The following is a 14031-nucleotide window of genomic DNA, read 5'->3' on the forward strand; positions in this document are numbered from 1 at the left end:
CCAGCCCGACCAGCCCGAACGGCGCGCACGGCCCCGACGGACCGGGCCACGGCACCACGCTGCGCCCGATGCGCTGGTGGGACATCGCGCCGGTGATGGAGCTGGAGCTGGCGCTCTTCCCCGAGGACGCCTGGTCGACCGGGATGTACTGGTCCGAGCTGGCCGAGGCCCATCGCGGCGGCACCCGCCACTACACCGTGGCCACCACCCCGGACGGCGCGATCGTCGGCTACGCCGGGCTGATGGCGGTGGCCGGCGAGGGCGATGTGCAGACCATCGCCGTCGACACGCGGCACCAGGGCACCGGCCTCGGCGCGCTGCTGCTCACCGACCTGATCCGGGAGGCCGCCCGGCGCGACTGCGCGGAGCTGCTGCTGGAGGTGCGGGTGGACAACCCGCGCGCCCAGCGGCTCTACGAGCGCTTCGGCTTCGAACCCGTCGGCATCCGGCGCAACTACTACCAGCCGGCCGGCATCGACGCGCTGGTGATGCGCCTCGACCACCCCAGTACTGACCCGAAGGACCTGAAGGAAGACCGCCATGGCTGACGAACCGCTCGTCCTCGGTATCGAGACCTCCTGCGACGAGACCGGCGTCGGCATCGTGCGCGGCACCACCCTGCTCGCCGACGCGGTGGCCTCCAGCGTCAACGACCACGCCCGGTTCGGCGGTGTGGTGCCCGAGATCGCCAGCCGCGCGCACCTGGAGGCGATGGTCCCGACCATCCAGCGCGCCCTGGACACCGCCGGCATCAAGGCGAGCGACCTCGACGGCATCGCCGTCACCGCGGGCCCCGGCCTGGCGGGTGCGCTGCTCGTCGGCGTGAGCGCCGCCAAGGCCTACGCCTGGGCGCTGGACAAGCCGCTCTACGGGGTCAACCACCTGGCCTCGCACATCTGCGTGGACCAGCTGGAGCACGGCCGCCTGCCCTCGCCGACGATGGCCCTGCTGGTCTCCGGCGGGCACTCCTCGCTGCTGCTCAGCGAGGACATCACCCGTGACGTCCGCCCGCTCGGCGCGACCATCGACGACGCGGCCGGCGAGGCCTTCGACAAGGTCGCCCGGGTGCTCGGCCTCGGCTTCCCCGGCGGTCCGGTGGTCGACCGCACCGCCCGTGAGGGCGACCCCAAGGCGATCGCCTTCCCCCGGGGCCTGAGCGGCCCGAAGGACCCGGCGTACGACTTCTCGTTCTCCGGCCTGAAGACCGCCGTCGCCCGCTGGGTGGAGGCCAAGCGCCGGGCCGGCGAGGAGGTGCCGATCGCGGACGTCGCGGCCTCGTTCCAGGAGGCGGTGACCGATGTGCTGACCCGCAAGGCGGTCAAGGCCTGCAAGGAGAACGGCGTCGACCACCTGATGATCGGCGGTGGCGTGGCGGCCAACTCCCGGCTGCGCGAGATGGCCCAGCAGCGCTGCGACAAGGCGGGCATCCGGCTGCGGGTGCCGCGTCCGGGCCTGTGCACCGACAACGGCGCGATGGTCGCCGCGCTGGGGTCCGAGATGGTCTGGCGCGACCGCGCGCCCTCGTCCTTCGACCTGTCGGCCGACTCCTCGCTGCCCGTCACCGAGGTGCACGTCCCGCACACGGACGTGCACGGCCAGGCGTACCAGGCGCTGGGCGGCGGTCGGTGACCACCACCGCCGCGATGTGGGAGGCGCGGGCCGCCGACGGCCGCGGGGCCGAGCTGTCGGCCTGGGTCCGTGAGGTCGCGCTGCCCGCGCTGCGTGGCTCGGCCGGTCTGGTCCGCGCCGAGCTGTTCGGTGCGCCGGGCGACCGGGTGCTGCTGATCACCTGGTGGACGGCGGAGCCGGTGCCCGTCCCCGAGCCGCCCGCCGCACTGACCGGCCGCCCGGTGCACCGCTGGTCCTTCGTCAGCGAGCACCTGGAGTCCAGCGAGCACCCGGAGACCTGCGCGGGCCCGGGGACCTGCGCGAACCCGGCGTCCGGGGCGGACCCGGAGTAGCGAGCTGCCGGGCCTGTCCGGGAACCGAACGGCCGGCCACTACCGTGCATAGCTGAGAGCATGCTGGACGGTAGCTGGGAGCGCGGCGCGGTGGAGTGGTACGGGCGGGGCAGGACGAGGACGTACGCGGTGGGGGCGCTGGCCCTGCTGGCCGCCGCCACCGGCTGTGGCAGCGGCGGCACGGGCGCCGGGCCCGCGGCGACCGCCGCGACGACGCCGGCGGCCGGGCAGCGGCCGTCCGCCGCGGCGAATCCGACGCCCACGGCGACACCCGCCGCGGTGCCCGCCGCCGGGGACGCGGCGGCCTGGGCGAAGTGGCACCTCACGCCGCTGCCGCCCGCCCCGCCGGCGCCGGCCGACAAGCCGGTCAAGCTCGAACGGACCGGCCCCGTGCCGGTGTTCAGCGAGGTGAAGACCACCGACAAGGTCGTCTTCGTCACCATCGACGACGGCGCCGAGAAGGACCCGAAGTTCGTCGAGATGCTGACCGACCTCAAGGTGCCGGTCTCGATGTTCCTGACCCGGGACATCGTCAAGGACAACTACGGCTACTTCAAGCCGCTCCAGGCGCTCGGCAACCACATCCACAACCACACCGTCGACCACGCCCAGATGAGCAAGGTCGCGCCGGAGAAGCAGAAGTCCGAGATCTGCGACGCCCAGTCCGCGCTGACCCAGCAGTACGGCACCGCGCCGCTGCTGTTCCGCCCGCCGTACGGGGACGGCGCCAACACCCCGGCGCTGAACACCTCGGTGCAGCAGTGCGGGCCGCGCGCGATCGTGCTCTGGCGCGAGTCGATGCAGATCCACGACATGCAGTACCAGGCGGCGGACAAGAAGCTCCGGCCCGGCGACATTGTCCTCGCCCACTTCCGGGGGCCCAAGGACCTCAAGGGCGAGACGATGACGCAGATGTTCGGGGAGCTGCTGGCCCGCATCCAGGAGCAGGGTTTCGCGGTGGCCCGGCTGGAGGACTACATCCGGCCGCCCGCCGGCTGACCGGGAGTCCGCCTACGGGAGCGCCACCGGCCGGCCGAGCATCATCAGCGGGCCCTGGTCGGTGCGGCAGAGGATCACGGTGACGCTGTTCGGCCCGCTCGGCTTCAGCTGGCGGCGCAGCTCCTCCGGGGTGATCGCCATCCCCCGCTTCTTGATCACCACGGTGCCGACGGCCCGCTCGCGCAGCAGCGCCTTCAGCTTCTTGATGTGGAACGGCAGCACGTCGGTCAGCTCGAAGGCGTGCGCGTACGGGGTGGCGACCAGCCGGTCCGAGGTGAGGTAGGCGATCTTCGGGTCGATCAGCCGGCCGTGCACCCGCTCGGCCACCTCGGCGACCAGGTGGGCCCGGATCACCGCGCCGTCCGGCTCGTAGAGGTAGCGGCCGACCGGTCCGGCCGGCGGGTCGGGCAGGTCGCCGCCGGTCAACGAGTCGCCGTGCGGCAGCAGGGTGGCGCGGTGCGGGCGGCCGGCCCCGGTGCCGAACCAGAGCACCGCCTCCTTGACGTCGCCGTTGTCGGAGACCCACTCGGCCTCCGCGTCACCCGGCACGGCCGTGTGCGGGATGCCGGGGGCCACCTTGAGCGCGCCGATCGGGGTGCGCCGGCCGGCCTCGATCGCCCAGGACAGCGGCGGGGCGTACGCCTCGGGGTCGAACACCCGGCCGCGCGAGGTGCGGCGGGCCGGGTCGGTGAAGACCGCGTCGTAGCCGGTGACGTCGACGTCGGCGACGTCCGCGCAGCGCACCTCGACCAGGTCCGCCAGGCCCAGTGCGGCGGCGTTGGCGGCGGTGGCCGCGCAGGCCGCCGGGTCCCGGTCCACGGCGAGCACCTCGATCCCGGCCCGGGCCAGCGCGAGGACGTCGCCGCCGATCCCGCAGCAGAGGTCGGCCAGCCGCCGCACGCCCAGCTCGGCGAAGCGCCGGGCCCGCCACTCGGCGACGCTGCGCCGGGTGGACTGCTCGACGCCGTTGGGCGTGAAGTACATCAGGTCGGCGTCCGCGCCGAACTTCGTCCGCGCCCGCTGCCGCAGCCGGGCCTGCCCGAACGCCGCCGAGACCAGCTCCGCCGAGTGCTCCCGGCGCAGCCTGGTCGCCAGCGCCAGCTCCTCCTCGGGCGCGAACTCGCGCAGCTCGGCGAGCAGGGACTGCCCCTCGGGGGTCAGCAGGGGCTGCAGGTTCTCGGTCTCCACCCGCTCATTCTCCCCGGTCGGCGCGCCGGGCCGCCCGGGGTCGGCCAGCCCGGGGCGGACGGACCGGACCGGGGCGGCCGGGCGAGCGCACTGGTGGAGTGGGCCCTGATCGGACGCGCACGCGTGCGGATCATCGGCGGCGTCGTACGGGAGTGCGGCCCGGCAGCCGCCCGCGAGAACCGTTTCGGGCGCGTCGTTGGCACTCTGGTTGACTGAGTGCTAACCGCGGCCTATGGTCGTCCTTGGCACTCTCCACCAGGGGAGTGCTAACGCGAAGAAGCGTGTCTGACCCCCGCGACGGCAGGCCCGTAGGTTCGCCACTACCCGTTAGACAACCCCGTAATCTCCGAAGGGGAGCTCGGACGTGACCACCAGCAGCAAGGTTGCCATCAAGCCGCTCGAGGACCGCATCGTGGTCCAGCCGCTCGACGCCGAGACCACCACGGCCTCCGGCCTGGTTATCCCGGACACCGCCAAGGAGAAGCCTCAGGAGGGCGTCGTCCTGGCTGTCGGCCCGGGCCGCTTCGAGGACGGCCAGCGTCTGCCGCTCGACGTCGCCGTCGGTGACATCGTCCTGTACTCGAAGTACGGCGGCACCGAGGTGAAGTACCAGGGCGAGGAGTACCTCGTCCTCTCGGCGCGCGACGTTCTCGCCATCATCGAGAAGTAAGCAGCACCGAGAAGTAAGACGTTCCAGCCCGCCCCGGATCCGTGTCCCAGTGACAGGGGCCCGGGGCGTGGTTGTTGGTTCACGTAGTCCGGTGGCCGGCGTGCCGGTCGCAGCCCCGAGGGAATAGGGAACATGGCGAAGATCCTGCAGTTCGACGAGGACGCCCGCCGCTCGCTGGAGCGCGGTGTCAACAAGCTGGCCGACACCGTCAAGGTGACCATCGGCCCCAAGGGCCGCAACGTCGTCATCGACAAGAAGTTCGGTGCGCCGACCATCACCAACGACGGTGTCACCATCGCCCGTGAGGTCGAGCTCGACGACCCGTACGAGAACCTTGGCGCGCAGCTCGTCAAGGAGGTCGCCACCAAGACCAACGACGTCGCGGGCGACGGCACCACCACCGCCACCGTGCTGGCCCAGGCCCTGGTCAACGAGGGTCTGCGCAACGTCGCCGCGGGTGCCGGCCCGGCCGCCCTGAAGAAGGGCATCGACAAGGCCGTCGCCGCGGTCTCCGAGCACCTGCTGTCCATCGCCCGCGAGATCGAGGGCAAGGACGACGTCGCCGCCGTCGCGTCCCTCTCCGCGCAGGACACCCAGGTCGGCGAGCTCATCGCCGAGGCGATCGACAAGGTCGGCAAGGACGGTGTCATCACCGTCGAGGAGTCCAACACCTTCGGCGTGGAGCTGGACTTCACCGAGGGCATGCAGTTCGACAAGGGTTACCTGTCGCCGTACTTCGTCACCGACGCGGAGCGGCAGGAGGCGGTCCTGGAGGACCCGTACATCCTGATCAACCAGGGCAAGATCTCCTCCATCCAGGAGCTGCTCCCGCTGCTGGAGAAGATCCTGCAGGGCGGTGCCTCGAAGCCGCTGCTGATCATCGCCGAGGACGTCGACGGCGAGGCGCTGTCCACCCTCGTGGTGAACAAGATCCGCGGCACCTTCAACGCGGTCGCCGTCAAGGCCCCGGGCTTCGGTGACCGCCGCAAGGCGATCCTGGGCGACCTGGCCACCCTGACCGGTGCCACCGTCATCTCCGAGGAGGTCGGCCTCAAGCTCGACCAGGCCGGTCTGGACGTGCTGGGCACCGCCCGCCGCGTGACCATCACCAAGGACGAGACCACCGTCGTCGACGGTGCCGGTGACACCGAGGCCGTCGCCGGCCGCGTCGCCCAGATCAAGGGCGAGATCGCCAACACGGACTCCGACTGGGACCGCGAGAAGCTGCAGGAGCGCCTGGCCAAGCTGGCCGGCGGCGTCTGCGTCATCAAGGTCGGCGCTGCCACCGAGGTGGAGCTGAAGGAGCGCAAGCACCGCCTGGAGGACGCCATCTCGGCGACCCGTGCCGCGGTCGAGGAGGGCATCGTCGCCGGCGGTGGCGCCTCCCTCGTCCACGCCGCCAAGGTGCTGGAGGGCGGCCTGGGCCTGTCGGGCGACGAGGCGACCGGTGTCGCGGTCGTCCGCAAGGCGCTCGCCGAGCCGCTGCGCTGGATCGCCCAGAACGCCGGCCTCGAGGGCTACGTCATCACCCACAAGGTCGCCGAGCTGGAGGCCGGTCACGGCTTCAACGCCGCCACCGGTGAGTACGGCGACCTGCTGAAGGCCGGCGTCATCGACCCGGTCAAGGTCACCCGCTCCGCGCTGGAGAACGCCGCGTCGATCGCCTCCCTGCTGCTCACCACCGAGACCCTCGTGGTGGAGAAGAAGGAAGAGGAGGCCGACAACGGCCACTCGCACGGCGGCCACGGCCACTCCCACTGACGCCTGATCAGTGACCGCAGGCCCGGTCCGCGCCCCTCGGGGTACGGGCCGGGCCTGCGGCGTGTGGGGCGTTTGACTCTTCAACTATCAGTTGAATTTTGCATAAAGCAAAGATTGCCTTATAACTGAGGCATGATCGAGGCCCGCCACCTGCGCGTTCTGCGTGCCGTCGCCCGCACCGGCTCCTTCTCCGCCGCCGCCCGTGAGCTGGGCTGTACGCAGCCCGCCATCAGCCAGCAGATGAAGGCGCTGGAGAAGTCCGTCGACACCCCGCTGGTGGTCCGTTCGGGGCGCGGCATGCAGCTGAGCGAGGCCGGGCGGGTGCTCCTCAAGCATGCCACCGGCATCCTGGCCGGGCTCTCCGCCGCCGAGGAGGAGGTCGCGGCGATCGCCGGACTGCGGGCCGGGCGGGTGCGGCTGGTCTCCTTCCCCACCGCGAGTTCCACCCTGGTGCCACCGGCCGTCGCCCGGCTGCGGGACAGCCATCCGGGGGTGCGCGTGTCGCTGGTCGAGGCCGAACCGCCGGAGTCGCTGGCGATGCTGCGCGGCGGCGAGTGCGAGATCGCGCTGGCCTTCCGGTATCCGCAGGCTCCCGGCGGCGCGCCGACGCCCCTTCCGGCGTCCGCTCCCGGGCACGGCACGCCGCGCGAGGCGCGGGCCGAGGCCAATCTGGAGGCCCAGCAGCTCAGCGCCACCACCGACTGGTCCGACCTGGTGGTCACCCCGCTGCTCGACGACCCGATGGTCGGCCTGCTGCCCGCCGCGCACCCGCTGTCGGGGCGCGGCGACGGGCGCGGGCCGGTGGAACTCGCCGAACTGGCGGGGGAGCAGTGGATCGCGGGCTGCCCGCAGTGCCGGGGGCACCTGGTGGAACTCTGCGCGGGGGCGGGCTTCGAGCCCAGGATCGACTTCGCGACCGACGACTACCCGGCGGTGGTCGGCCTGGTGGCGGCCGGGCTCGGGGTGGCGGTGCTGCCGGGGCTGGCGCTGGAGTCGGTGCGCCCCGACGGCGTGTCGGCGGTGCCGGTGCGGACCGCCTCGGGGGCGCCGGCGGTGCGGCAGGTGGTCGCCCTGACCCTGCCGGACCTCGCCGAGGTGCCGGCGGTGGCGCTGATGCTGGAGCGGCTGGCGGGCGCGGCGGCCGGGCGCTGACCGGGCGTTCGCCCGGGCGGACCGGCGGCTCGAAGCGCCATGAAGGAACGTTTCTTCATGGCGCGGAGCGGGTGCGTGCCTAGCGCGGCAGCCCCGTCGGCGCGACCAGCGGTACTTCCACGAGGCGGTTGCGCGAGCGGCCCATCATCTCCTCGCGCTCATCCTCGGTCAGTCCTCCCCAGACGCCGTACGGCTCGCGGACGGCCAGGGCGTGCGCCGCGCATTCGGTGCGTACCGGGCAGCGCATGCAGACCTCCTTGGCGCTCGCCTCACGCGAACTCCGCGCGGCGCCGCGCTCCCCTTCGGGGTGGAAGAAGAGCGAGCTGTCCACGCCGCGGCAGGCCGCGGAGAGCTGCCAGTCCCAGAGATCGGCGTTGGGGCCGGGGAGGCGGGAGAAATCTGCCATGGCTCATTCCCTTCAGAGGCTCGCGGCCGCGGACCGGCCATCGGCGGGCGGGGCTGCACGGCACGGCGAGGCATCGATGCGCTGGTGTGGACACCTGGAAATATGACTTACGGCAACTCCATGGACAAGTCACCCACAGAGTTGCACAACAGTCAATGACCATACAAAAGCTATAAAAACGGGCAAAGTGGGCATGGAGTTCGGCAGGCGCAGACGTGGCAATCGGGTGGCCGACGGGCGCGCGACGATCCGTACCGGTGTGCGGGTGGTGCGCCCACCGCGCGCGAGCTGCACAAAAGAGCGGCGTGTGCACCGCGAGGTAGCTGATCGGTAACGGGTTGGCCACGTACAGTGGTGGAGATGGCCCTGAAAGCCGTAACTCATTCGAGTGACGGTCGTTGGAAGTGCGGAGGCGGTTAGCGGGCGCCGGACGTCGGGAACGATCGCGGGGAAGTTCAGGCGATCGGCACGGAGTCCGTCGCCAATCGGCCGTGTCGGAGAGATTCGTACCAGCCAGGAGGCTCAACGTGACGCGGATCAGCTGCGGAGGACGACGGTCATGACTTCCGTTCTCGTTTGCGACGATTCCCCGCTCGCCCGCGAGGCGCTTCGCCGCGCGGTCGCGACCGTACCCGGCGTCGACCGGGTCACCACCGCGACGAACGGGGAGGAGGTCCTCCGCCGCTGGGTGGCCGACCGCTCCGATCTCGTTCTGATGGACGTCCGGATGCCCGGCCTCGGCGGGGTCGAGACGGTCCGGCGGCTGCTGTCCGCCGACCCGGGCGCGCGGATCATCATGCTCACCGTCGCCGAGGACCTCGACGGCGTCGCCCTCGCGGTGGCCGCCGGTGCCCGCGGTTACCTGCACAAGGACGCCTCGCGCGCCGAGCTGCGGGCGACCGTCACCCAGGCCCTCGCCGACCCGACCTGGCGGCTCGCCCCGCGCCGGCTGCGCAGCCCCGACATGGGCGCCGCGCCGACGCTGACGGCGCGTGAGATCCAGGTGCTGGAGGGCATGAGCCACGGCCGCAGCAACGCCGAGATCGGCCGCGAGCTCTTCCTCTCCGAGGACACCGTGAAGACCCACGCCCGACGGCTGTTCAAGAAGCTCGGCGCCTCGGACCGCGCGCACGCGGTGGCCCTGGGCTTCCGGTGGGGCCTGGTCCGCTGACCACCGCCGGCTCCGCCGGCTGCGGCGCGCTCGTCGCGGTTCCCCCCGCAGGGGCGTGTGACGTTACGGTCCCGAGGTTGCACCATGGAGGTGTGGAGCACCTCGGGGACCAGCGGACAGGCACTGCGGCGAACCACGGAGCCGCAGCGCATTCGGCGGACGGCGCGACGGACGGGACCACCGACGGCAGCGGGGCGGGAGGTGGCACGGTGCAGGAGGGGCCGGTGGTGCGCGACGGCGCGGTGCCCGGCGTCGCACCGCATAACGTTCCGGTGCACAACTCCGGACGCGGTGCCGCGTTTTCCCGTTCGACCAGGCACCATGGACCGATGCGTGACGACGTTGCCGGTACTCCCGGCGAGGCTGACCCGGTGGAGGCCGAGCCCTCCGGTCCGGGCCGCGGTCCGTCGTACGCGGATCTCGGGGGCGGCGAGCCGGACCACGGCTCCGACCAGGGCCCCGAACACGGCCCCGACGACATCGGCCCCGGCCGCCCCCCGGTGCTCGGCACCGGCAGCTCCCCGTTGGTCGGCGAGCTGGTCGCGGCCGCCGTCCGGGGCGAGGGCCCGGCGATCGACGCGCTGCTCGCCTACGTCCACCCGCTGGCCCTGCGCTACTGCCGCGGCCGGCTGGTCCGGCTGCCGGGCGGGGCCCGGCACCACGTGGACGACGTCGCCCAGGAGGTCTGCGTCGCGGTGCTCTGCGCACTGCCGCGCTACCGGGACCAGGGCCGCCCGTTCGAGGCCTTCGTCTACGGCATCGCCGCGCACAAGATCGCCGATCTGCAGCGGGCCGCGATGCGCGGCCCCGGCTCGACGGTCGTCCCGCAGGACGACCTGCCGGAGGTGCCGGACGAGGCGCTCGGCCCCGAGGAGCGGGCGCTGCTCAGCAGCGACGCCGCCTGGGCCAAGGAGCTGCTCTCCAACCTGCCGGCCCGTCAGCGTGAGCTGGTGCTGCTGCGGGTGGCCGCCGGGCTGTCGGCGGAGGAGACCGGCGAGATGCTCGGGATGTCGCCCGGCGCGGTCCGGGTCGCCCAGCACCGGGCGCTCAGCCGGCTGCGGGCGCTCGCGGAGGAGTCCTCCTGATCGTCCGCCCTGGTGGGGGGCCGGAATGGCCCATGGGCGGTCGGTGTTGTCAAGGGCACACGAGGACACATTCGCGGTGCCAGTACCATGGGGTATCGGCGCCTGGGCGGGTCGCCAAAGTTCCGTGGGTGCGAGCGGGGTTTCCCTGGAGGTTCCTCCAATGGCACCGAGCTTTCGGCGGCCTGAGCGAGTGAGCGATGGAGTGCGCCCCCACCCTCAGGGCGCGAGCGGATTAGGCCGGCCACGGAAGGTACCCCCAAATGTCCTACAACGCCGCAGGCGTACCCGAGAAGTTCGCGATGCTCGGGCTCACGTACGACGACGTGCTGCTGCTGCCCGGGGCCTCCGAGGTGCTGCCGAACCAGGTCGACACCTCCTCGCGGGTCTCCCGGAACGTGCGCGTCAACATCCCGCTGCTGTCCGCGGCGATGGACAAGGTCACCGAGGCGCGGATGGCGATCGCGATGGCCCGGCAGGGCGGCGTCGGCGTCCTGCACCGCAACCTCTCGGTCGAGGACCAGGCCAACCAGGTCGACCTGGTGAAGCGGTCCGAGTCCGGCATGGTCACCGACCCGATCACGGTCGGCCCGGAGACCACCCTGGCCGAGGCGGACGCGCTCTGTGCCAAGTTCCGGATCAGCGGCGTGCCGATCGCGGACGAGTCGGGCCGCCTCCTCGGCATCGTCACCAACCGTGACATGGCCTTCGAGTCGGACCGCACCCGCCAGGTCCGCGAGATCATGACCCCGATGCCGCTGATCACCGGCAAGGTCGGCATCTCCGGCGAGGACGCGATCGGCCTGCTGCGCCGCCACAAGATCGAGAAGCTCCCGCTGGTCGACGACGAGGGCCGGATCAAGGGCCTGATCACCGTCAAGGACTTCGTCAAGGCCGAGAAGTACCCGAACGCCGCCAAGGACGCCGAGGGCCGGCTGCTCGTCGGTGCCGCCGTCGGCGCCAGCGCCGAGGCGTTCGACCGGGCCCAGGCCCTGGTCGAGGCCGGCGCGGACTTCCTGGTCGTGGACACCTCGCACGGCCACAGCCACAACGCGCTGGCCTGGATCGCCAAGATCAAGGCCGCCGTCGGCATCGACGTGGTCGGCGGCAACGTCGCCACCCGTGACGGCGCCCAGGCGCTGATCGACGCCGGTGTGGACGGCGTCAAGGTCGGCGTCGGCCCCGGCTCCATCTGCACCACCCGCGTGGTCGCCGGCATCGGCGTCCCGCAGGTCACCGCCATCTACGAGGCCGCGGTCGCGTGCCAGGCGGCCGGCGTGCCGGTGATCGGTGACGGCGGCCTGCAGTACTCCGGCGACATCGGCAAGGCGCTCGCCGCCGGTGCCGACACCGTGATGCTGGGCTCGCTGCTGGCCGGCTGCGAGGAGTCCCCGGGCGAGCTGCTGTTCATCAACGGCAAGCAGTTCAAGTCCTACCGCGGCATGGGCTCGCTGGGCGCCATGCAGTCCCGCGGCCAGGGCCGCTCGTACTCCAAGGACCGCTACTTCCAGGCCGAGGTGGCCTCGGACGACAAGCTCGTCCCCGAGGGCATCGAGGGCCAGGTGCCCTACCGCGGGCCGCTGTCCGCGGTGCTGCACCAGCTGGTCGGCGGCCTGCGCCAGACCATGGGCTACGTCGGCGCGGCCACCATCGCCGAGATGGAGAGCAAGGGCCGGTTCGTCCGGATCACCTCGGCGGGCCTCAAGGAGAGCCACCCGCACGACATCCAGATGACCGTCGAGGCGCCGAACTACACCAGCCGCTGACACCGCCCGACACCGAGGGACCCACCGCCACCCGGCGGTGGGTCCCTCGCGCTTGTCCGGGGTGCGGACCGGTGCCGTAGGGGAGGAAGCGAGGACGACCCCATCCGCGGAGCCAGATCAGGCCCGCGCCGAGCCGAAGGGGCCCGGACCGGTGCTGCCTGCCCGAGCCCTCGCGGACCCGGCCCGCGCCGAGCGCCCCGGAGGCGAGCGGGCGAAGATGCAGGGGACGTTGGAGCGACGACCGTCGGCGCCGGGCCAGAGCGCCCCGGAGGCGAGCGCGCGACTAGCACAGCGTGCGGGATACTGGGGGCGGCCGGGGTGACCCGGCGGGTATGAGCAACAAACCAGAAGGGCTCGAACGAAGTGACTGAGATCGAGATCGGGCGAGGCAAGCGCGGCCGCCGGGCGTACGCATTCGACGACATCGCCGTCGTCCCCAGCCGCCGCACCCGGGACCCGAAGGAGGTCTCGATCGCCTGGCAGATCGATGCCTACCGCTTCGACCTGCCGTTCCTGGCCGCCCCGATGGACAGCGTGGTCTCCCCGCAGCAGGCCATCGCGATCGGCCGCCTCGGCGGTCTGGGCGTGCTCAACCTGGAAGGCCTCTGGACCCGCTACGAGGACCCGCAGCCGCTGCTGGACGAGATCGCCACGTTCACCGACGAGGCCGCCGCCACCCGCCGCCTGCAGGAGATCTACGCCGCGCCGATCCAGGCCGACCTGATCAAGCAGCGGATCCAGGAGGTCCGCGACTCCGGCGTGGTCACCGCCGCCGCGCTCTCCCCGCAGCGCACCGCCGAGTTCTCGAAGGCCGTCGTGGACGCCGGTGTCGACGTCTTCGTCATCCGCGGCACCACCGTCTCCGCGGAGCACGTCTCCAGCGGCGCCGAGCCGCTGAACCTCAAGCAGTTCATCTACGAGCTGGACGTCCCGGTCATCGTCGGCGGCTGCGCCACCTACACGGCCGCGCTGCACCTGATGCGGACCGGTGCGGCCGGCGTGCTGGTCGGCTTCGGCGGCGGCGCCGCCCACACCACCCGTGGCGTCCTCGGCATCCAGGTGCCGATGGCCACCGCCGTCGCCGACGTCGCGGCCGCCCGCCGTGACTACATGGACGAGTCCGGCGGCCGCTACGTGCACGTGATCGCGGACGGTGGGGTCGGCTACAGCGGTGACATCCCCAAGGCCGTCGCCTGCGGCGCCGACGCGGTGATGATCGGCGCGGCGCTGGCCCGCGCCACGGACGCCCCGGGCAAGGGCTTCCACTGGGGCATGGAGGCCGTCCACGAGGAGCTGCCGCGCGGCAAGCGGGTCAACCTCGGCACGGTCGGCACCACCGAGGAGATCCTCACCGGTCCGTCGCACACCCCCGACGGCACCATGAACCTGTTCGGCGCGCTGCGCCGCGCGATGGCCACCACCGGCTACACGGAGCTCAAGGAGTTCCAGCGGGTCGAGGTGACGGTCAACCCGGCGCTCAACCACCGCTGAGCCGCCCCGCTGTGCGGGAGGCCCCCGCCGGACGCGTTCCGGCGGGGGCCTCCCGCGTTCAGTCCCGGGCGGCCGCGCGGCGGGTGAGCAGGAAGCCGCCGATCAGCGCGATGCCGTAGAAGACGGCGTCCAGCGAGTGGCGGTCGGCGCGCCAGTGGGCGAGGGCGTCCCGGAGCAGCGCGTCGTACGGACCGGTCGGCCCGGGCAGCCGGCGGGCCTCGCCGATCAGCTGGCCGAGGAAGAGCGCGCCGGCGGCGAGCAGCGCGCCCAGCGGGGGCAGGGCGTGGCCGCGGCCGCCGAGCCGGCCGAGCGGCAGGGCGACGGCGGCGGCCGGGGCGATGGCCAGCCAGCCGACGGTGCTCGCCGCCCGCGCCGGGGCGAGAC

At 72.6% G+C, this 14031-nt stretch carries 13 protein-coding genes and 1 pseudogene; 11 read left to right on the forward strand and 3 right to left on the reverse strand.

Annotated features, from left to right (window positions below; all coding sequences use genetic code 11):
• Window positions 1-68 precede the first annotated feature (68 nt).
• The 4 genes from rimI to ACFWA9_RS02360 are packed head-to-tail and all read left to right on the forward strand — an operon-like array spanning window position 69 to window position 2960.
• Window positions 69-548 (forward strand): ribosomal protein S18-alanine N-acetyltransferase, encoded by a 480-nt coding sequence (gene rimI / locus ACFWA9_RS02345; protein WP_329492135.1) that lies wholly within the window; start codon window positions 69-71, stop codon window positions 546-548.
• Complete coding sequence (gene tsaD / locus ACFWA9_RS02350; protein ID WP_329488090.1) at window positions 541-1629, forward strand: tRNA (adenosine(37)-N6)-threonylcarbamoyltransferase complex transferase subunit TsaD; 1089 nt, start codon at window positions 541-543, stop codon at window positions 1627-1629. Before rimI ends, tsaD begins: the two co-directional genes overlap by 8 nt.
• Window positions 1626-1961: a hypothetical protein gene (locus ACFWA9_RS02355; RefSeq protein ID WP_380382422.1), complete on the forward strand. Its 336-nt coding sequence runs from the start codon at window positions 1626-1628 to the stop codon at window positions 1959-1961. Before tsaD ends, ACFWA9_RS02355 begins: the two co-directional genes overlap by 4 nt.
• 60 nt (window positions 1962-2021) lie before the next feature.
• Window positions 2022-2960, forward strand: coding sequence for a polysaccharide deacetylase family protein (locus tag ACFWA9_RS02360; RefSeq protein ID WP_380382424.1), 939 nt, complete (start codon window positions 2022-2024; stop codon window positions 2958-2960).
• A gap of 12 nt (window positions 2961-2972) precedes the next feature.
• On the opposite strand, the gene ACFWA9_RS02365 is transcribed toward ACFWA9_RS02360, so the two are convergent.
• Complete coding sequence (locus ACFWA9_RS02365; RefSeq protein ID WP_380382426.1) at window positions 2973-4148, reverse strand: methyltransferase domain-containing protein; 1176 nt, start codon at window positions 4146-4148, stop codon at window positions 2973-2975.
• Window positions 4149-4512: 364 nt separating this feature from the next.
• Here ACFWA9_RS02365 and groES point away from each other — a divergent pair, with 364 nt between their 5' ends.
• The 3 genes from groES to ACFWA9_RS02380 all read left to right on the forward strand — a co-directional run bounded on the left by groES (window position 4513) and on the right by ACFWA9_RS02380 (window position 7731).
• Window positions 4513-4818, forward strand: coding sequence for a co-chaperone GroES (gene groES, locus ACFWA9_RS02370; protein WP_014136232.1), 306 nt, complete (start codon window positions 4513-4515; stop codon window positions 4816-4818).
• A gap of 132 nt (window positions 4819-4950) precedes the next feature.
• Window positions 4951-6579 (forward strand): chaperonin GroEL, encoded by a 1629-nt coding sequence (gene groL / locus ACFWA9_RS02375; protein ID WP_352291288.1) that lies wholly within the window; start codon window positions 4951-4953, stop codon window positions 6577-6579.
• A 132-nt stretch (window positions 6580-6711) separates the two neighbouring features.
• Window positions 6712-7731 (forward strand): LysR family transcriptional regulator, encoded by a 1020-nt coding sequence (locus ACFWA9_RS02380; RefSeq protein WP_359835104.1) that lies wholly within the window; start codon window positions 6712-6714, stop codon window positions 7729-7731.
• A gap of 79 nt (window positions 7732-7810) precedes the next feature.
• Here ACFWA9_RS02380 and ACFWA9_RS02385 read toward each other — a convergent pair whose 3' ends face one another.
• Window positions 7811-8137: a WhiB family transcriptional regulator gene (locus ACFWA9_RS02385; RefSeq protein ID WP_329488083.1), complete on the reverse strand. Its 327-nt coding sequence runs from the start codon at window positions 8135-8137 to the stop codon at window positions 7811-7813.
• Window positions 8138-8696: 559 nt separating this feature from the next.
• Here ACFWA9_RS02385 and ACFWA9_RS02390 point away from each other — a divergent pair.
• The 4 genes from ACFWA9_RS02390 to ACFWA9_RS02405 all read left to right on the forward strand — a co-directional run bounded on the left by ACFWA9_RS02390 (window position 8697) and on the right by ACFWA9_RS02405 (window position 13647).
• On the forward strand, window positions 8697-9308 hold the full coding sequence (locus ACFWA9_RS02390; RefSeq protein ID WP_014136228.1) for a response regulator transcription factor: 612 nt from the start codon (window positions 8697-8699) through the stop codon (window positions 9306-9308).
• 500 nt (window positions 9309-9808) lie between these two features.
• Window positions 9809-10393 carry an RNA polymerase sigma factor ShbA gene (shbA, locus tag ACFWA9_RS02395; protein ID WP_329492134.1) on the forward strand — a complete coding sequence of 195 codons (585 nt, stop codon included), beginning with the start codon at window positions 9809-9811 and terminating at the stop codon, window positions 10391-10393.
• Window positions 10394-10653: 260 nt separating this feature from the next.
• Window positions 10654-12156, forward strand: coding sequence for an IMP dehydrogenase (gene guaB / locus ACFWA9_RS02400; protein ID WP_329488081.1), 1503 nt, complete (start codon window positions 10654-10656; stop codon window positions 12154-12156).
• A gap of 363 nt (window positions 12157-12519) precedes the next feature.
• Window positions 12520-13647: a GuaB3 family IMP dehydrogenase-related protein gene (locus ACFWA9_RS02405; protein WP_329488079.1), complete on the forward strand. Its 1128-nt coding sequence runs from the start codon at window positions 12520-12522 to the stop codon at window positions 13645-13647.
• A gap of 58 nt (window positions 13648-13705) precedes the next feature.
• On the opposite strand, the pseudogene ACFWA9_RS02410 reads toward ACFWA9_RS02405, so the two are convergent.
• Window positions 13706-14031: pseudogene (locus ACFWA9_RS02410) on the reverse strand (hypothetical protein); the annotation flags it as partial.

The organism is Kitasatospora sp. NPDC059973, assembly GCF_042737525.1.
Taxonomy (GTDB): domain Bacteria; phylum Actinomycetota; class Actinomycetes; order Streptomycetales; family Streptomycetaceae; genus Kitasatospora.